Here is an 18676-nt window from a genome sequence, read left to right on the forward strand (position 1 = left end):
CTCGAAAGCCCACTGAATGACAACCACAAGAGCCATGACATGGAACTGACGCCAAGAGACAAGGACAAGCTGTTGCTGTTCACCGCAGCGCTGCTGGCGGAACGCCGCAAGGCCAAGGGCCTCAAGCTCAACTACCCGGAATCCATCGCCTTGATCAGCGCCGAGATTCTGGAAGGCGCCCGCGAAGGCTTGAGCGTGGCCGAGCTGATGGGGCGCGGCGCGGAGGTGCTGACCCGTGATGACGTGATGGAGGGCATCGCCGAGATGATTCCCGAAGTGCAGGTCGAGGCGACCTTCCCGGACGGCACCAAGCTGGTGACCGTTCACAACCCCATCGTGTGAGGCGAGCAATCATGATTCCCGGTGAATATCTGGTGGCGGACGGCGAGATCTCTCTCTGCGAGGACCGCCTGCGCACCACGCTCTCGGTCGGCAATACCGGCGACCGACCGATCCAGATCGGCTCGCACTACCACTTTGCCGAGGCCAATCCGGCGCTGGTATTTGATCGCGAGGCCGCCCTCGGGCAGCGCCTGGACATCGCCGCCGGCACGGCGATTCGCTTCGAACCGGGGCAGACGCGTGACGTCACGCTGATCCCTTTTGCCGGCAGTCGTCATATCTATGGCTTCCGCGGCGAGGTGATGGGGCAACTCAAGGATGACGGCAGTGTCGAGCGTTGAGCGAGCGACGCTCTTGACCTCAATGCGCCAGGCAATGGCGCTGACAGGCATTCGGCTCGGAGCACACTTGGCAACTGCAGTTAAGAAAACTGCGGCTCAGGGATCAAGAGGCAACCCATGAAGATAACGCGACAGGCCTATGCCGACATGTACGGCCCGACCACCGGTGACCGCGTGCGTCTGGGCGATACTGCGCTGTGGATCGAGGTGGAGAAGGATTTCACCCACTACGGGGAAGAGGTGAAGTTCGGCGGTGGCAAGGTGATCCGCGATGGCATGGGCCAGAGCCAGCGCGCCGATGATAGCGTGATGGATACCGTGATCACCAATGCGCTGATTCTGGACTGGTGGGGCATCGTCAAGGCGGATGTCGGTCTCAAGGCCGGGCGCATCGCGGCCATCGGCAAGGCGGGCAACCCCGATACCCAGCCTGACGTGGATATCGTGATCGGCCCGGGCACCGAGATCATTGCCGGTGAGGGCAAGATTCTCACCGCCGGTGGTGTCGACCCGCACATCCACTTCATCTGCCCCCAGCAGGTGGAAGAGGCGCTGATGAGCGGCATCACCACCATGCTCGGCGGCGGCACCGGGCCGGCCACCGGCACCAATGCCACCACCTGTACGCCGGGGCCGTGGCATATCGGCAAGATGCTGCAGGCGGTGGATAGCCTGCCGATGAACATCGGCTTTCTCGGCAAGGGCAATGCCTCGCTGCCACAGGGCCTTGAGCAGCAGATCGAGGCCGGCGTGATCGGCCTCAAGCTGCATGAGGACTGGGGCACGTCGCCGGCCTCCATCGACAACTGTCTGACCGTCGCCGATGCCTATGACGTGCAGGTGGCGATCCATACCGACACCCTGAACGAATCGGGTTTCGTCGAGGACACCCTGGCGGCCTTCAAGGACCGCTGCATCCACACCTTCCACACCGAAGGCGCCGGTGGCGGCCATGCCCCAGACATCATCACCGCCTGCTCGCGCCCCAACGTGCTGCCGTCTTCCACCAACCCGACGCGTCCCTACACCGTCAACACGGTGGACGAGCATCTCGACATGCTGATGGTCTGCCACCACCTGGACCCGAGCATTCCCGAGGACGTCGCCTTCGCCGATTCGCGCATTCGCCGTGAGACCATCGCCGCCGAGGACATCCTGCATGACCTGGGTGTCATCTCGATGATGTCCTCGGATTCCCAGGCGATGGGCCGCGTGGGCGAGGTGATCTGCCGTACCTGGCAGACGGCGCACAAGATGCGCGAACAGCGCGGCCTGCTGGCAGAGGACAGCGAGCGCGGCACCGACAACTTCCGTGCGCGTCGCTATATCGCCAAGTACACCATCAACTCGGCCATCACCCACGGCATCGCCCACGAGGTCGGCTCAATTGAAGTCGGTAAGCTGGCGGACCTGGTGCTGTGGTCGCCAGCATTCTTCGGCGTCAAACCGGCCTGCACCCTCAAGGGCGGCATGATCGCCGCCGCACCCATGGGCGATCCGAATGCCTCGATTCCCACGCCGCAGCCGGTGCATTACCGCCCGATGTTCGGCGCCTTCGGCAAGGCGGCCAGCGCCACGCGCCTGACCTTCGTCTCCCAGGCGGCGCTCAAAGCCGGTGTCGGGGAAGCGCTCGGGCTCGACAGCCCGCTGTCCGCCTGCCGCGATGTACGTCAGGTGCGCAAGTGCGACATGAAACTCAATGACGCCTGCCCGGAACTCAAGGTCGACCCAGAGACCTACGAAGTCTTCGCCGACGGTGAGCTGCTGACCTGTGAGCCCGCCAGCGAGCTGCCACTGGCCCAGCGCTACCACCTGTTTTGAAAGCCTGTTCTGAGGGCCTGTTCTGAGGGCCTGTTTCAAGTGCCTGTTCTGACTCCCTATTCGAGATTGACGCCATGATGGAACTGATACATCGCCTGCCAGACGCCAGTGGATCAGGCGACCCAGCGAGCGCTCACACCGACGTCGAGCCCATCGACACCCTGACCCTGCCGCTGGAGCTGCGCATCCGCGGTCGCCTGCGAGCCACCACCGACGGCGGGCGCGAGGTCGGCCTGTTTCTGGATCGCGGACCGGTACTGCGTGACGGCGATCGGCTGGCCTCGCGCGAGGGTGAGGTGATCCGCATCTGCGCCGCGGATGAGCCGGTAGTGACTGCCCACATCGCCGCCGGACGTCCGATGGCTGCGCTCTGCTATCACCTGGGCAATCGCCATGTGCAGCTCGCCATCGGCATGCAGGCGCCTGACGCTGGCGGTAGCGAAGGAAAGGGCGAAGGAAAGGACGAAGCAAAGGGTGAAGCAGAGAGCGCAACCGGCTGGGTGCGCTTCCCGCCGGATCACGTGCTGGAAGAACTGGCCGAGCGACTGGGCGCGACCCTCATCCATCACGAGGCGCCCTTTGACCCTGAGCCGGGCGCCTATGCCCAGGCGGGGCAGGGGCATGCTCATTCTCACGGTCATTCACACGGCCACTCACATGCCCATGACCATGAGCACACGCATGAGCACTGATGCCATGGCGGGCCTGCCGGCGCAGGAGGATCTGGCGCTGCTGGGGCTGTTGCAGCTGGTGAGTCCGGCCTTGCCCATCGGCGCCTTTGCCTGGTCTCAGGGGCTGGAGAGTGCCTTCGAGCTTGGCTGGGTCACTCAGGAGCAGGAGCTTGGCGAGTGGATCGACGGCGTGCTGGAAGACGGGCTTGGCCGTTGCGAGCTGCCACTGTTGGTGCGTCTGCAGCAGGCATGGGCCGAGGTGGATGCACCGGCGCTCGACGAGTGGGATGGCTGGCTCAAGGCCACCCGTGAAACCGCCGAACTCAGCGATGAAGACGCGCGACTCGGGGCGGCGCTGCTGCGTTTGCTCAGAAGTCTCGAGCTCGAACCGCCCGTCGCGCTGATGCCGCAGGCGCCCGGCTACGTGACGGTGTTTGCCTGGGTGGCGCACCAGCGTGGGGTACCACCGCGTCAGACCTTGATCGGCTTTGCTTGGGCCTGGCTCGAGAATCAACTGGCGGTGGCCTGCAAGGCCATGCCGCTGGGCCACACCGCCGCCCAACGCCTGACCGAGCAGCTGCGACCCCGTGTAGTGGAGGTCGTCTCACAGGCGCTTGAGCGTTTGGATGGTGAGCTTGGCCCGATATTGCCGGGGCTGGCGCTCGCCTCCGCCCAGCACGAAACCCAATATTCCCGTCTGTTCAGGAGTTGAGCCAAGACCGCCTGTCTTGAGGCGGCGGCGCCTGAACCGACCGACATGAACGTCTGATATCTCACGAGAAAGGAAGCTGCCATGAAGCATTGTCTACGCGTAGGAGTGGGTGGGCCGGTGGGCTCCGGCAAGACGGCGCTGTTGCGCCAGCTGTGTCTGGCCCTGCGCGATCATTACGACATCGGGGTGGTCACCAATGACATCTACACCCGCGAAGATGCCGATTTCCTGCTGCGCCATGAAGCACTGGACGCGGACCGTATCCTCGGGGTCGAGACCGGCGGCTGCCCGCATACCGCGATTCGCGAGGATGCCTCGATGAATCTGGCGGCCATCGATGATCTGCAGGCGCGTCACCCGGACATGGAGCTGGTGCTGGTGGAATCCGGCGGCGACAACCTGTCCGCGACCTTCAGCCCCGAGCTTTCCGATCTCACCCTCTATGTGATCGATGTCTCGGCAGGCGACAAGATTCCGCGCAAGGGCGGGCCGGGCATCACCAAGTCGGATCTTCTGATCATCAACAAGATCGACATCGCCGAGCAGGTGCATGCCTCGCTCGAGGTGATGGATCGCGATTCGCGCAAGATGCGCGGTGAGCGGCCCTTCGTGTTCGCCAATCTGTATGACGGTGTCGGGCTAGAAGAGATCATCGCCTTCATTCTGGATCGCGGCATGTTGCCGGAGCGTCGCCCGCAAAAGCTGGCGGCACAGGCCTGACCGCGCAGCGTTTTCCGCCGCTGGCTCAGGATTCATTGTCTCCCGGCATTCGTCTCACCACGGGTGTCGGGGGATTCATCATCATCTTGTTCAGGAATGACACATGAAGCGTTCTCACTCCGCACTGCTTGCCACCTCGCTGCTGCTGGTGGCGACCTCGGCCTCCGCCCACCCCGGCCATGATGCCCAGGGGCTGATGGCGGGCCTGTCGCATCCCTTCACCGGGCTGGACCACCTGCTGGCCATGCTGGCCATCGGCATCTGGAGTGCGCGTCAGTCGCGGGTCTTGACGCTTGCCACGCCGCTGTTGATGGCCGCCGGCATGCTGACGGGGGCGGGCATCGCGCTGCTCAGCGGTGGGCAGGCGCTGCATGCGCTGATCGCCGAGCAGGGCATTCTGCTCTCGGTGCTGGCCTCCGGTGCGCTGGTGGCGCTGCTGCTGCGTCTGCCCACCCTGGCTGGCGCCGTGATGGTCGCCGGCTTCATGGCCTGTCACGGCTTCGCCCATGCGCTGGAAATGCCGGCGGCTGGCAGCGCCGTGGGCTACATGGCGGGCTTCGTGGTCGCGACGCTGGCCTTGGCGTTGCTGGGCCGTGCAATCGGCCGGCGCCTGATGGGGGTACCTGCCATCGCTTCCCGTCTGGTGGGCGGAGCGGTGATGGCCTCTGCCGTGATCATGGCGGTCTAGGACGATTTCAGGTTGAGGGAATTCATGACGATGACATGAACTCTCGCATTGGATTCATTGCGCTATCGACGCCCCGCTGACCTGTCAGCGGGGCGTTTTTTGTCTTCTGGAGGCAGGGGGTAAGGGATTGCCTTGTAGAAATGTTATAACGTATCATTTTGGGGTCGAGTGGATGATGGCGCATTCCTCGACCTGCCGCGCAATCGTGCTTGCTGATGCAAGCCCTCTGTCAAGGGCTCTGACAAGGGCTCTGACAAGGGCTCTAACAAGGGCTCTGTGAGACAAGCCCTCATGGGCGTCATGCAGCACCTGATTCGGCGTGATGCCCCCTCATGAATCCAAGGCAATGACTGATGACAACTCTGCAATCGACTTCCTCTCCTGACAGGCCCGCTTCACTGCCTCCGGCGCTGCCAGTCACTGTGCTGTCCGGCTTTCTGGGCGCCGGCAAGACGACGCTGCTCAATCACATCCTTGCCAATCGCGAAGGGCGTCGAGTGGCGGTGATCGTCAATGACATGAGCGAGGTCAACATCGATGCCGCCATGGTGCGTGGCGCACCCGGTGCGGACAACGAGGTGACGCTCAATCGTGCCGAGGAGCAGCTGGTCGAGATGAGCAATGGCTGCATCTGCTGCACGCTGCGTGAGGACCTGCTCATTGAGGTACGGCGACTGGCCGAGGTAGGGCGCTTCGATTGCCTGGTGATCGAATCCACCGGCATTTCCGAGCCGCTGCCGGTGGCGGAAACCTTCACCTTCGAGGACGAGGATGGCCAGTGCCTCTCCAGTGTCGCGCGTCTCGACACCCTGGTCACGGTCGTGGATGGCGCCAACTTCCTCACCCAGTATCGCGAGGCGCAGTCACTGGCCGAAGCGGGGGAAAGCCTCGGCGAAGACGATGAGCGCAATGTCGCCGACCTGCTGGTCGATCAGATCGAATTCTGTGATGTGTTGTTGATCAGCAAGACGGACCTGCTCGATGCCTCGCAGCTTGCCGAGCTGAGCGCGGTGCTGCGCTCGCTCAACCCGGAGGCCGAGATTCTGCCCATGACGAAAGGCGCCGTGCCCCTTTCCAAGGTGCTGGACACTGGCCGCTTCAGTTTCGATCGCGCCCAACAGGCACCGGGCTGGCTGAAGGAGATGCGCGGCGAGCATGTGCCGGAGACCGAGGAATATGGCATCTCGAGTTTCTCCTACCATGCGCGCGTGCCGTTCCATCCCGAGAAATTCCACCAGCTGCTCCATGGTGACTGGTTCGGTGGCAAGCTGCTGCGCTCCAAGGGCTTCTTCTGGCTGGCCACGCGGCCGCAGTTTGCCGGACAGTGGAACCAGGCCGGTGGCATCGCGCACTACGGGTTCGGGGGCATGTTCTGGAAGGCAGTACCTGAGGTCGAATGGCCAGAAGACCCCGAGTATCTGGAGTCGATTCGGGAAAAGTGGCAGGAGCCGTTCGGCGACATGCGCCAGGAGCTGGTATTCATCGGTCAGAACCTGGATGAAGCCCGTATCCGCCAGGCGCTGGACGAGTGCCTGCTCGATGACGCCACGCTGCTGGCGGGCAAGGAAGCCTGGCGTGACCTGCCGGACCCGTTCCCCGCCTGGGAATGAGCGACGGCACCTGAGTCTCTGATTTGCTGACACTCGCCAAGACACCCCACTGATCCGCGATCAGTGGGGTGCTCTGTTTCTAGGTTCATTGCTCGATGCCCCTGCTCTACGTTCCTTGCAGGGATGGCTTGTCCGTTAAAGGCCGGCTGCCCATGCACGTCGGATTGCCCCCGGTGCGTCATCGAGTCAACTCATGACGGCTTGGCTGAGCGCTACGTCGCCTGAGCGATACCCAGAGGGGGAATGACAGGGCAGAAGCGATGCTGAAAGTGCCAAGCCATTGAAGGGGCCCGAATGACTCGCCCATCCACACAAAACCCAGCACCGTTGCCGTCAGCGGGCTGAAGATACCCAGCAGTGATGCGGAAAAGGCGGGCAGTCGCTGGATGCCGGCAAACCAGAGGCCATAGCCGAGCACCCCACCCGGCAGGATCAGGTAGCCATAGCCCAGCAGATGTTGCGGCTCGAGATTGGTCGGTATGCCTTCCGACCAAGCGGCCAGGGGCAGCAACAACAGTCCACCGAAGATCAATTGCCAGCCCGTCAGGCTCAATTGACTGACGTCGGGCGGACGTTGCCAGCGTTTGCTGAGTACGATGCCGGCGGCCATCGAGACAGCACCGAGCAGTGCGATCCCGACCCCTGTCATGTCCAGCCCACCTTGGCCGGGATTGAGCAGCAGCACCACTCCGACCATGCCCAGTCCACACTGCATTGCGGCTGTCATGCTGAACCCTGTCCCCAGCCACCAGCGGCTCAGCAGTAGAACCCACACCGACTGACTTGCCAGCAGCAAGGCGGCCATGCTGCCGGGGATGCGGTAGGCAGCGGCAAACAGGCAGGTAAAGAAGAGTCCGATATTGAGAGTGCCCAGCACCATGGCTTTCACCCACCACCCTCCCGACAAGGTCTGTCGAGTCCAGAGCAGAATCAGCATTCCCGCGGGAAGGGCGCGAATGGTGGCTGCGGTGAGTGGGGTGTCGGCAGGGAGCAGGGTCTGTGTCACCAGGTAAGTACTTCCCCATATGATCGGGGCCGTGGCGGTCATGGCGAGAACCTTTAGGTATGAAGATGGCATATTTGTCTCTCCTTGAAGTATCTTTCTTGAAAGATAGATGTGAGAGTACTCGCAAATCCGCCGTCATCAAAGTATCTTTTTGGAAAGCTAACTGGGAGGTTTCATGATGACGGATGCCGTGGATCGCATTCTTGCGCAGTGGGAGGAGGCTCGCCCCGATCTGGATTGTCGGCCGATGGGCATATTCGGGCGTATCAGTCGGGCAGGTCGCGTGTTTGGCTCGAGGATGGAGCAGGTATTCGAGAAGGAGGGCCTGTCGACTGTCGAGTTCGACATCCTGGCGACGCTGCGACGTTCGCAGGCGCCATTGACCCCGACTCAGCTGTATCAGACGTTGATGCTCTCTTCCGGTGCCATGAGCACGCGGATAGATCAGCTGGTGAAGCGAGGGTTGTTGCAGCGCCAGGCCAGTGATGAGGATCGGCGCAGCAATCGTGTCGCGCTGACGGAAGCAGGGCGTCGTCTGATCGACACCACTCTGGAAGCGCATGTCGAGAATCAGCAACGGATGGCGAGTGCGCTGGACAGCGATGAACAACATCAGCTTGCCTGTCTGCTGCGCAAGCTGATGACTGATGAACAACGCTAGCTATCGTACAGCGCCCATCGGGCCTCTGTATGGGCATGCACCAGCTCACCCTCGAGCAGACGCTTCGCTGCTGGTCTGTGAGACAAGACGTGTGACAAGGCGTGAGATGCGTGCCGCTGCACTGCTCAGGGCAAACAGCAGGGTGGCCAGGCACACGATGGTGGGGCCGGTGGGGGTATCCAGCCAGTAAGCTGCTTGCAGTCCGCCGGTGGTGGAGACTCCGCCGATGATGGCCGCGGCGATCGCCATCAGTTCCGGGGTGTGACAGAAGCGGCGCGCCGTGGCCGCCGGGATGATCAGCAGCGCGGTGATCAACAGCGCACCGACCACCTTCAATGCAACCGCGACCACCACAGCCAGCGACAGTGTCAGCACCAGCTGCTCGCGTCGCGGGTTGATGCCGCTGGCACGCGCCAGGTCCTCATTCAGGGTGGCGGTGAGCAGCGCCGACCAGCGCCAGTAGATGAGGCCGATGACCAGCACGCCACCAGTGGCGATGATTGCGAGGTCTGTCTTGCTGACCGCCAGAATATCGCCGAACAGATAGGCCATCAGGTCAATGCGCACGCCGGGCAGGAAGGAGACGGCCACCAGTCCGAAGGCGAGTGCGGAGTGCGCCATCACGCCAAGCAGGGTGTCCATGGCGTAGCCGCGTCCGCTGAGCAGCGTGACCAGGGTCGCCATGATCAGCGAGACGACGAGCACGCCGGCCAGAATCGAGGTGGACATCAAGAGCGACAGCGCCACGCCGAGGATCGCGGCATGGGCCGTGGCGTCGCCGAAATAGGCCATGCGTCGCCAGACGACGAAACAGCCCAGCGGCGCTGCCGCAAGCGCCACGGCAATGCCTGCCAGGGCGGCGCGGAGCATGAAGTCATCCAGTATCAGTCCCTCCGACATCAGTGACATCCCTCTGCGGTCGGTGCGATGAGCTGGAGCGTTGGCTCCCGACTCTGCGTTGTCTGCTTGAGCACAGGCTTGGCTGCAGGCGCGGGTGCAGGTGCAGGTCTGGACGCGGGCCGACAGGTGGGCGCAGCGTCAGCGGGCGAGTGGGTGTGAGAGTCAGAGTGATCGTGAGAGTGAGCAGAAGAATGCTCATGGCGATAGAAGGCCAGGGCGTCAGCGGTATCGAGCCCGAACAGATCCTGGTAGGCCGATGAGGCCATGACGCGCTCAGGCGTGCCCTGACAGCAGACGTGGCCATGCAGGCAGACGACACGATCGGAGGCGCGCATCACCACATGCAGCTCGTGACTGACCATCAGTACCCCGCAACCGAGGGTGTGGCGGACACGATCGATCTGACGGTAGAAATCCGCGATGCCACGGTGATCCAGCCCCTGGGTTGCCTCATCGAGCAGCAATATGTCGGGCGAATCCATCAGGGCACGGGCCAGCAGAATACGCTGGAACTGTCCCCCCGAGAGGTCGGCGATCTGCTGTTGCTCGACACCGGGAATGCCGGCCTGCGCCAGGGCATTTTCCACTGCCGCGCGCGAATGGCGATGGGGCAGATTCAGGAAACGCACCACCGTCATCGGCAGCGTCGGGTCCAGGCTCAGGCGCTGGGGCACGTAGCCGATTCTGCAGCCTTGCTGACGATGTATCCGCCCGCTCGTCGGGGCCACCGCCCCGATGATGCTGCGCAGCAACGTGGACTTGCCTGAGCCATTGGGGCCTACCAGGGTGACGATTTCGCCGCGCTCAACCTCGAGATCGATCGCATCGAGGATGCGATGCCTGCCGAGCGTGACACACAGATTCTTGATCGATAACAGCGACATGGGGACCTCTTGGCGCTGAAGAGTTGACGGGTCAGTGACCATTAATGTTATGTTATAACATATTGAGGGTGGCCATTGCAGCCTTCGATCTTCCTTCCGTGATTTCGCTTCTATTGGAGAACCGCCATGCGCCATCGGTTACTGCCTTCCCTCTCTCTGCCCCTGATGCTGGCACCTGCCGTGGCAGTGGCCGAGGTGCCATCGGTCGCGGTGGACATCCCCCCGGTGCACTCACTGGTGGCACGTGTCATGGGGGAGCTGGGCAGCCCCGATCTGGTCATCCAGTCTGGCGCCTCACCGCATGGCTATTCCATGCGTCCCTCCGAGGCCAGGGCACTGTCGGATGCGGATGCGGTGTTCTTCGTCAGTGATGAGCTGACGCCCTGGCTTGCCAAGGCGCGTGCGTCGCTGGCCGCGGATGCCGATGCCGTCGAGTTGATGGAGGTGCCCGGCACCCTGCACCTGACCTATCGCGAGGGGCCCACCTTCAAGGCACATCATCACGCTGATGAAGCGTCTTCCGCGCATGGCGAAGAGCACGACGAGCATGGTGGCCACGAAGCCCATGCGGATCACGACGAGCATCACGATGGTGATCACGAAGCCCATGCGGATCACGACGAGCATCACGACGAGCATGGTCATGACGGCGAGAATCCCCATGGCTGGCTGGACCCGGTGAATGCTCACGCCTGGCTGGGCGCCATTGCGGAATCACTGGCGGCACAGGATCCGGAGCACGCGGCGACCTATCGCAGCAATGCCCAGGCGGGGCAGCAGGAGCTCGAGGCGCTGACCGAGTCACTGTCAGCGCGTCTGGCACAGGTGCAGGGCACTCGCTACATCGTCTTCCATGATGCCTATCAGTACTTCGAGCATCGCTTCGATGTGCCGGCGTCTGGTGCCATCTCACTGGGCGATGCCTCCACCCCCAGCCCGGCCCGCGTCAAGAAGATCCAGGCGCGCGTGAAGCAGGACGACATCCAGTGCGTCTTCCGAGAGCCACAGTACAACCCTGCGTTGATCGAGAGCGTCTTCGAGGGCACCGGCGTCAAGACCTCCATCGTCTTCGAGCCGCTGGGTGTCGGGTTGCCGCTGGGCGAGACGCTGTATCCGCAGCTGATCGAGCGCCTGGGGCAGGGCATCCTTGGGTGTGCCGACGCCTGATCGCCCCGTGACACGACGACGGGGGCGCTGTCGGCCCCCGTCTTTTCTCAAGCGCCTCATCCTCAAGGGAGAGCCACCGCATGCCCCACCCGACATCGCCACCGCTGAGTGAACGTGACGCAGAGTTCTGCATCAATGCCGCGACACGCACGCTGGAGCGCTGGGCGATCGCCGTCACGCGCGGGGAGAAGGAGACGCTTCTCGCGCTTTATGCAGAGGACGCGATTCTGGTGCCGACGGTCGCCGATGATGTGCGTGAGAATCGCCAGCAACGTCAGGCCTACTTCGATGGCTTTCTCGCCAATGAAGCGCTGGCCTGCGAGTTGGGGGAGCACTCACCCCGAGTCAGTCGCAAGCTGGGTACCGTCGTGATCGGAGGGCACTACACCTTCGAATATCGCGCCGCTGACGAGACGGTCACGATTGCGGCCCGTTTTCTGTTCACCTTCGAGGAGATTCTCGGCGAGTGGAAGATCACCGGTCATCATTCCTCGCGACTGGCGGGATGATCCTGCGCTGATGGCGAGTCGTCCGCGCTCTGTTCTTTGCTTCTCGCTACACTCCCCACACTTCGGCTGAGCTCAGTGCCGCCTTCCTGCATCCTGAGGGAGGCGGTCACTGACGAGGGCCGCTTTGGATATCTGACGAATGACCGCAATACTCCCCGACGTTTCCCTGACCGAGCGCTCGCGCTCCTTGAGTCCCCTGGAATGGGTGGGCATGCAGGGGATCGATCTGCCTGTACTCATCGAGGAGGGCGATTATCGCCGTGAATTGCATGCCCGCGTGGATGCGCAGGTCGACCTGCCGATGCCGCACACCAAGGGCATTCACATGTCGCGCCTTTACCGCCTGCTGGATGGGCTGGCAGAGGGCAAGCCACTGACCCCTGGCAATCTGCAGGAGGTGCTCGCCGCGATGGTGGCAAGACATCACGACTGCGCCTCGCGCAATGCCCGCGTCAGGCTGGAATTCGCGCTGCTGGTGAAGCGTCCGGCGCTAGTCACGCCTAAGCTCTCAGGCTGGAAGTCCTACCCCGTCACGCTGGAGGCCAGCCTGCACGAGGGCAGGTTCACGCTGCAGACCAGTGTCACCGTGGGCTATTCCTCCACCTGTCCGTGCTCGGCGGCCCTGTCGCGCCAGCTGATCGAGCAGGCCTTTCTGGCGGCTCATCGCAATGCCACCACGCTGACGCCTGAGCAGGTCGCCGAGTGGCTCACCCATAACGCCACCCTGGCCACGCCTCACAGCCAGCGCAGCGAGGCGCAGGTCCAGGTCGAGCTGAAACCCACGGCGCAGGGTCTGGGGCTGATCGCACTGATCGATGCCATCGAACAGGCCGTGGCCACTCCGGTCCAGACGGCCGTGAAACGCGCCGATGAGCAAGCCTTCGCGGCGCTCAATGGACAGAACCTGATGTTCGTCGAAGACGCCGCACGCAGGTTGATCAATGGCCTGGCGATCTCAGACGGCGAGGCACATGTGCATGTACGGCATATCGAAAGCCTTCATCCCCACGACGCCGTGGCCTGGGGTCGCCGTGACTGAGTGACGTCCAGTCTGGTTCTTCAGCTTCGTTCCTCAGTTACGCCCTATTTCGAGGCGTTACGTCTCTGATCCGCATGCACGCCCCGCCGAGGAAATCGGCGGGGCTTTTGGTTTTGCAGGGCTGAAAACCTCCAGACACCGCGGCTGACGGCAGCAGATGGTTGATGTCGGTATGTGGTTTGCCATCCAGTCCAGATGAGGTCGGGGAAGGGGGATTGTTGCGTGTTTCGCTAGACAAAGGTCTATTTCTGCGGCGCTGTGATTGACCGATGCGGCAGTGGACGACTAAGTTTTGCTTCATCTGGTATGGTTTGCAGTCCACTTGAGGGGTGGAATTTGAACGTGACGCACGTGAGTCAGTCTCGCCAACACAGACTCAGGTCCGGAGTGATCAAGCGGCAAGCCAGACCCGATACGTCCATACCCCACAACAGAACAATCAAAGGGATTCGACAATGAAGCGAGCCATGCTTGCCGCCACGCTGTTAGCCGCCGCCTTGGGTACCACCACTGCACATGCCGAGAAGATCGTGTTTGCCATCGGCGGTAGCCCCAACAGTCTGCAGGGCCAGACTGCGCAACATTTCGCCGATAGCCTGCAGGCTCGACTCGGGGATGAGCATCAGGTCGAGTACTACCACAGTGGCCAGCTGGGCGATGAGCGCCAGCTGATCCAGAAGCTGCGCCTCGGCACGGTCGATCTGGCCGCGATTTCCTCGGTGATGTCGTCCGTCTCGCCAAGCTTTGCACTGTTTGACATGCCGTTCATGGTCAAGGATCGCGAGCATCTCAAGCGCATCGATGACGAGATCGTGATGACGGACCTGGCCGAGGATGCCAAGGCCAAGGGCCTCAAGCTGGTCTCCACCTGGGAGAACGGCTTCCGCCAGATCACCAACAATGAACATCCCGTGGTGGAGCCGGAAGACCTGGACGGTCTGAAGCTGCGCACCCCGCAGAGCGAATGGCGTACCGGCATGTTCACGGCGTGGGGCGCCAATCCGACACCGATGGCCTTCTCGGAAGTCTTCGTGGCACTCCAGACCGGGGTGGTCGACGGCCAGGAGAACCCGCTGTCCAACATCGATGGCGCCAAGTTCCAGGAGGTCCAGAAGTACCTGTCACTCTCCAATCATGTCTATTCGCCCATCTGGCTGACCAGCAGTCAGGCCGGCTGGGGCAAGATGCCCGAGGAGGTAAAGGCCGCGATTGCCGAGGTGTCCGCCGAGACCCAGAGCTGGGCCTTCGCCAAGGGTGCAGAACTGGATGACAAGCTGCTGGCGAGCCTCAAGGCGGGCGGCATGGCCGTCAATGAGGTGGATCGGGATGCCTTCGTCACCGCGAGTGCGCCGGTCTATCAGGCGTTCTCCGACAAGGTCGACGGTGGCCAGGCGATGGTTGACCGGGCCATGGCACTGGCCAAGGAGTAAGTCATGAGCTCGCATTCCCATGCGGCCAAGGCAACCTTCCCCACCGAGAGTGGGGAAGGACTGACGGCCACGGCTGATGTGACCCTGCTGGACAGAGTCAACAAGGTGGTGGAACGCTGCCTGGAAGTGTTCACCGTCGGGTTGCTGCTCTCGCTGACGGTGATCGTGCTGGCGGCGGTGGCCTTGCGTACCTTCGGTGGCTCCTTGCCCTGGTATGACGAAGTCGCCTCGATCAATCTGGCCTGGCTCAGCTTCTATGGCGCTGGTCTGGCGGCTCTGAAGCGTTCCCACATGGGCTTCCCTGGTCTGATCACCAAGGCGCCTATCGCACTGCGCAGTACGCTGTTCATTACCTCTGAGCTAATCGTGATCGGATTCTTTGCCGTGGTGGGCTGGTTCGGTTACCAGGTGCTGGACGTGCTGGCCTGGGACTCCCTCATCGCCTTGCCGACCATCGGTCTGGATGTCACCCAGTCGGTGATTCCGATCAGTGCGGCGCTCTTCATCCTGTGTGAACTGCTGAGTCTGCCTCACGCCTGGCGCAAGATGTGTGCAGGCGTCAACAGCGAAGAGGAAGAGATCGCGGAAGCCATCCGTCTGGCCGAGCAAGACCTCAAGGAGCACCGTTCATGACGCTACTGATCATTATCGCGGCGCTGTTCGCACTGGTGTTGATCAACGTGCCCATTGCGGTCGCCATCGGCACCGTCGGGGTCGTCGGAGTGGTGATCTTCATGGGCGTGGATGCGCTGGTGAACGTGCCGCTGACGCTCTTCAATGGCGCCACCAAGTTCCCGCTGATCGCGATTCCGCTGTTCATTCTGGCCGGCGCGCTGATGAATACCTCGGGCATCTCCATGCGACTGATCAACCTCGTCACGGCCATGGTCGGATTCGTGCGCGGTGGTCTGGCCATGGTCAATGTCGGGGTATCGCTGTTCTTCGCTGAGATTTCCGGCTCTGCGGTGGCCGATGTGGCAGCCACGGGCTCGGTGCTGATTCCCGAGATGAAGAAGCGCAAGTACACGCCGCAGTTCTCGGCGGCGATCACGTCGTCTTCGGCGTCGCTTGCCATCATCATCCCGCCGTCGCTGTCGATGATTCTCTACGGGGCCATCGCGGACACGTCCATCGTCAAGCTGTTCGTCGCCGGCATCATCCCGGGGATTCTGGGTGGTCTGGGGCTGGCGATGCTCTGCTACTACTACGCCCGCAAGTACGACATGCCGCGCGAGGCTGCCTTCTCGCTGTCGACACTCGGCAAGGCGTTTCGCGAGGCCTTCTGGGCCCTGACGCTGCCGGTCATCATTCTGGGCGGCATCTTCGGTGGCTTCGTGACCGCCACCGAAGGCGCAGGCATCGCCGTGCTGGCGGCGCTGGTCATCGGGGGCCTGGTCTACCGTGAGCTGAACCTGCAGGTGCTGTATCGCGCGGTGATCGATGGCGTGATCCAGACCTCCGTCGTGATGCTGCTGGTCGCCACATCCGCGGTGCTGGGGCTCTTCCTCACCGAGATGCAGCTGCCGCAACAGCTTGCCCAGGAGATCACCGCGATCACCACGGACCCGGTGGCGGTGTTGGCGTTGCTCAACATCCTGCTGCTCCTGCTCGGCATGTTCCTGCATGGTGCCGCTGCCATCATTCTGGTGGTACCGATCGTGATGCCGTTGATCCAGCAGATCGGCATCGACCCCATCCACTTCGGCCTGATCCTGACCCTCAATCTAGCCATCGGTCAGCAGACACCGCCTGTTGCCTCGGTACTGGCCACCTCATGCTCCATCGCCAAGACGGACATGTGGGAAACCACCAAGGTCAATCTGCCGATGATCTTCGTGCTCTTCCTGGTGCTGATGTTGGTCACCTACGTGCCGGCGATTCCCATGAGTCTTGTCGAGCACTTCTATGGTTGATAGCTATGGCTGAGAGCAATGGTTGAGAGGGCAGTGGTGGAGACTGCCCGCCAGACATGCCAAGGCCGCCCTTTGAGGCGGCCTTGGCATGTCTGAAATAGGTGAGTGAAATAGGCGAGTGAAATGTGCGGGGAATGACCATCGGCCAGGCCAGACTTCATCAGGCGGGGTATTTCACTGTTCTGATCCAGTAACAGGTACACCACCCACAGCCTTTCGAGGGCCGGCCACACGCTGCTCGGCGCGCAGCGTCCACATCACACCGCCGAGAATCAACAGCATGCCCAGCACTTCGTTGGTCTGCGGCCATTGCCATGCCAGCAGATATCCGTAGAGCAACGCACAGCAGGTCTCGAAGACGATCATCTGTCCGCCTACCGATACCGGCAGGCGCTGGGCCGAGGAATTCCACAGGGCATTGGCGATCCAGGAGCCTCCGACCGACATGAACAGGGCTGCGGCAGCGAAGGCCAGCCAGCGTTCAGACGAGAGCTCCAGCGGCAATATCCGCGGCTGCAAGACGGCGACCAGTACAAGAATCATCACTGCCACGACCCCGGTCGCGATGCCTTGCAGGGTGGACCATTCTCGCGCGGAAAAACGACCGGCCTTGAGCTGCTGGGCATTGCGCAGCGCGAACCATGCCCAGGACATCACGCCGAGCGAGCCACACAGCACGCCAATCAGGTCTCGCCACTCTCCTGCGCCCTGCAGGAAGCGAAGCAGAACAGGCACGTTCATGCAGACGATTCCCACCCCGATCAGCGTCAGGGACAGGCTCACGGACAGGCGGCTCGCCTGAATATGGCGTCTCCCGATCAACATCACCGCCACCGGCACCAGCCCGTTGATCAATGCCGCGATGGCCACGCCGGCATATTGGACGGCCGCCGTCAGCAGGATGAAATACGCCACATTGCCTGTCAGTGCCAACTCCAGCAGCAAGCGGGTATCGCGTGTAGTGAGGCGAGCAGACAGGCGGCGAGCATGGGGCAACGCGATCGCCGCGGCAAACAGCCCATAGAGCCCGAAACGTGCGCAGCTGATGACCACTGGATGGATGTCACCAAGCAGTGATGGCAACACGATGACGCCTCCCCAGAGGGCACCTGCCATGCCAGCATGGACTATTGCTTTCTTCATGATGAGTTGCCCTTGTCTTGATCAAGGGGCCACTCTAATGCGTTACTTAGCGATGAAGCAGCGACTTTGCCGCATCCAGCCATTCCATCAAGGAATGTGCGGCGCGAGAGCTGCCTGGAGCCATCCGCGCGAGCGCAATGACGAACACAGACACAATTCCAAATACAGGGAGCCACCATGGCAGGACGTTTCCGCCATCTTCCCTCACTGGAGGGACTCGCGGCCTTCGAGTCCGTGAGTCGCTTGGGAAGCTTCACCCGTGCCGCCGATGAGCTGTGCCTGACCCAGAGCGCCATCAGCAAGCAGATTCGCGCGCTGGAAGCGTCACTTGGCACGCCGCTGTTCGTGCGCAAGGCGCGCGGTGTCACGCTTTCCAAGGCGGGAATGCTCTACCAGCAGCACATAGTCCCGGCACTGCAAGGGGTCGAGATGGCCGGGCAGCGTCTGCGTGCACTGCAGCACCCTGACACCGTCAGCGTGCTGGCAACGCATGCCGTCTCCCAGTACTGGCTGTTCCCCTGCCTGTTGAGTTTCAGCGCCGAGCACCCCGAGATCACCGTGCACATCCATGCCAGCAACGAGATGGATGCCAGCATGGTGCCGGACCATGATCTCGCGATCCTCTATGGCGACGGCGAATGGCCAGCGCTGGGTGCCACGCCGCTGATTCACGAAGATATCTATCCGGTGGCGCGCCCGGATGTGATCAAGGAGCAGGGACTTTCGCTGGAAGAGCTGGCCCAGCGTCCGCTGATTCAGCTGGACTCCTCCTGGAACTGCATGGACTGGTCTCATTGGTTCGCCCATTTCGGTATTCGCTACCGCCCGCCCAAGTCCGACATCACCTTCAATCAGCTCACGCTGACCTACGCCGCCATTCAGCGAGGCGCCGGCATCGGGCTGGCGTGGGATTTCATGGCGGCAGACGCCATCGCCAAGGGCGAGCTGGTACGTGTCACGGATCATCGTGCGATCACCGGCCTCGCGGAGCATCTCGTGTTTGATCTCGATCGACCGCTCTCGGCCTCCGCGCGATTGTTCCGGGATTGGCTGATCGCCAAGGCTGGAGAGGGCGGTGTGACAGGGCAGAAGGACTGAGCAGAATGTCTGAACATGAGC

Annotated in this window: 20 protein-coding genes; 16 read left to right on the forward strand and 4 right to left on the reverse strand. The window is 62.5% G+C overall.

Annotated features, from left to right (window positions below; genetic code table 11):
- The first annotated feature begins 39 nt into the window (after positions 1–39).
- From ureA to zigA, 8 genes are all read left to right on the forward strand, one after another.
- Positions 40–342 (forward strand): urease subunit gamma, encoded by a 303-nt coding sequence (gene ureA, locus ACJJV2_RS05985; protein WP_024952521.1) that lies wholly within the window; start codon positions 40–42, stop codon positions 340–342.
- Between the two features lie 11 nt (positions 343–353).
- A complete protein-coding gene (locus ACJJV2_RS05990) occupies positions 354–683 on the forward strand; it encodes an urease subunit beta (RefSeq protein WP_107336426.1) in 330 nt (109 codons plus the stop codon).
- Between the two features lie 117 nt (positions 684–800).
- Positions 801–2504, forward strand: coding sequence for an urease subunit alpha (gene ureC / locus ACJJV2_RS05995; RefSeq protein ID WP_405278953.1), 1704 nt, complete (start codon positions 801–803; stop codon positions 2502–2504).
- Between the two features lie 74 nt (positions 2505–2578).
- Positions 2579–3196 (forward strand): urease accessory protein UreE, encoded by a 618-nt coding sequence (locus tag ACJJV2_RS06000; RefSeq protein WP_405278955.1) that lies wholly within the window; start codon positions 2579–2581, stop codon positions 3194–3196.
- The gene (locus ACJJV2_RS06005) at positions 3186–3887 is read left to right on the forward strand and encodes an urease accessory protein UreF (RefSeq protein WP_405278957.1); all 702 of its coding nucleotides are present in this window, start codon (positions 3186–3188) and stop codon (positions 3885–3887) included. Before ACJJV2_RS06000 ends, ACJJV2_RS06005 begins: the two co-directional genes overlap by 11 nt.
- A gap of 81 nt (positions 3888–3968) precedes the next feature.
- Positions 3969–4607 carry an urease accessory protein UreG gene (gene ureG / locus ACJJV2_RS06010; protein ID WP_175089557.1) on the forward strand — a complete coding sequence of 213 codons (639 nt, stop codon included), beginning with the start codon at positions 3969–3971 and terminating at the stop codon, positions 4605–4607.
- Between the two features lie 103 nt (positions 4608–4710).
- Positions 4711–5295: a HupE/UreJ family protein gene (locus ACJJV2_RS06015; protein WP_405278960.1), complete on the forward strand. Its 585-nt coding sequence runs from the start codon at positions 4711–4713 to the stop codon at positions 5293–5295.
- Positions 5296–5648: 353 nt separating this feature from the next.
- Positions 5649–6905, forward strand: coding sequence for a zinc metallochaperone GTPase ZigA (gene zigA / locus ACJJV2_RS06020; RefSeq protein ID WP_405278962.1), 1257 nt, complete (start codon positions 5649–5651; stop codon positions 6903–6905).
- Positions 6906–7083: 178 nt separating this feature from the next.
- On the opposite strand, the gene ACJJV2_RS06025 is transcribed toward zigA, so the two are convergent.
- Entirely contained in the window at positions 7084–7953 is an 870-nt protein-coding gene (locus tag ACJJV2_RS06025) for an EamA family transporter (protein ID WP_405278964.1), read from the reverse strand.
- Positions 7954–8086: 133 nt separating this feature from the next.
- Between ACJJV2_RS06025 and ACJJV2_RS06030 the strand changes: the two genes are divergently transcribed.
- Positions 8087–8572, forward strand: coding sequence for a MarR family transcriptional regulator (locus ACJJV2_RS06030; protein WP_324690035.1), 486 nt, complete (start codon positions 8087–8089; stop codon positions 8570–8572).
- Between the two features lie 45 nt (positions 8573–8617).
- On the opposite strand, the gene ACJJV2_RS06035 is transcribed toward ACJJV2_RS06030, so the two are convergent.
- The gene (locus ACJJV2_RS06035) at positions 8618–9472 is read right to left on the reverse strand and encodes a metal ABC transporter permease (protein WP_405278966.1); all 855 of its coding nucleotides are present in this window, start codon (positions 9470–9472) and stop codon (positions 8618–8620) included.
- Positions 9472–10356: a metal ABC transporter ATP-binding protein gene (locus ACJJV2_RS06040; RefSeq protein ID WP_405278969.1), complete on the reverse strand. Its 885-nt coding sequence runs from the start codon at positions 10354–10356 to the stop codon at positions 9472–9474. Before ACJJV2_RS06040 ends, ACJJV2_RS06035 begins: the two co-directional genes overlap by 1 nt.
- Positions 10357–10482: 126 nt before the next feature.
- Here ACJJV2_RS06040 and ACJJV2_RS06045 point away from each other — a divergent pair, with 126 nt between their 5' ends.
- From ACJJV2_RS06045 to ACJJV2_RS06070, 6 genes are all read left to right on the forward strand, one after another.
- Entirely contained in the window at positions 10483–11523 is a 1041-nt protein-coding gene (locus ACJJV2_RS06045) for a zinc ABC transporter substrate-binding protein (RefSeq protein ID WP_405278971.1), read from the forward strand.
- A gap of 80 nt (positions 11524–11603) precedes the next feature.
- A complete protein-coding gene (locus ACJJV2_RS06050) occupies positions 11604–12032 on the forward strand; it encodes a DUF4440 domain-containing protein (protein ID WP_405278973.1) in 429 nt (142 codons plus the stop codon).
- 139 nt (positions 12033–12171) lie between these two features.
- A complete protein-coding gene (folE2, locus tag ACJJV2_RS06055) occupies positions 12172–13071 on the forward strand; it encodes a GTP cyclohydrolase FolE2 (protein ID WP_405278975.1) in 900 nt (299 codons plus the stop codon).
- Positions 13072–13526: 455 nt separating this feature from the next.
- A complete protein-coding gene (locus tag ACJJV2_RS06060) occupies positions 13527–14501 on the forward strand; it encodes a TRAP transporter substrate-binding protein (protein WP_405278977.1) in 975 nt (324 codons plus the stop codon).
- Positions 14502–14504: 3 nt separating this feature from the next.
- The gene (locus ACJJV2_RS06065) at positions 14505–15134 is read left to right on the forward strand and encodes a TRAP transporter small permease (protein WP_405278979.1); all 630 of its coding nucleotides are present in this window, start codon (positions 14505–14507) and stop codon (positions 15132–15134) included.
- A complete protein-coding gene (locus ACJJV2_RS06070; protein WP_024952532.1) occupies positions 15131–16414 on the forward strand; it encodes a TRAP transporter large permease in 1284 nt (427 codons plus the stop codon). Before ACJJV2_RS06065 ends, ACJJV2_RS06070 begins: the two co-directional genes overlap by 4 nt.
- Positions 16415–16588: 174 nt before the next feature.
- On the opposite strand, the gene ACJJV2_RS06075 is transcribed toward ACJJV2_RS06070, so the two are convergent.
- Positions 16589–17557: a DMT family transporter gene (locus ACJJV2_RS06075; protein ID WP_405278982.1), complete on the reverse strand. Its 969-nt coding sequence runs from the start codon at positions 17555–17557 to the stop codon at positions 16589–16591.
- Between the two features lie 177 nt (positions 17558–17734).
- Between ACJJV2_RS06075 and ACJJV2_RS06080 the strand changes: the two genes are divergently transcribed.
- Entirely contained in the window at positions 17735–18655 is a 921-nt protein-coding gene (locus ACJJV2_RS06080) for a LysR substrate-binding domain-containing protein (protein ID WP_405278984.1), read from the forward strand.
- The last annotated feature ends 21 nt before the right edge of the window (positions 18656–18676 follow it).

The sequence above is a fragment of the Cobetia sp. Ld8 genome, assembly GCF_045066615.1.
In the GTDB taxonomy this organism is placed as follows: Bacteria; Pseudomonadota; Gammaproteobacteria; order Pseudomonadales; family Halomonadaceae; genus Cobetia; species Cobetia amphilecti.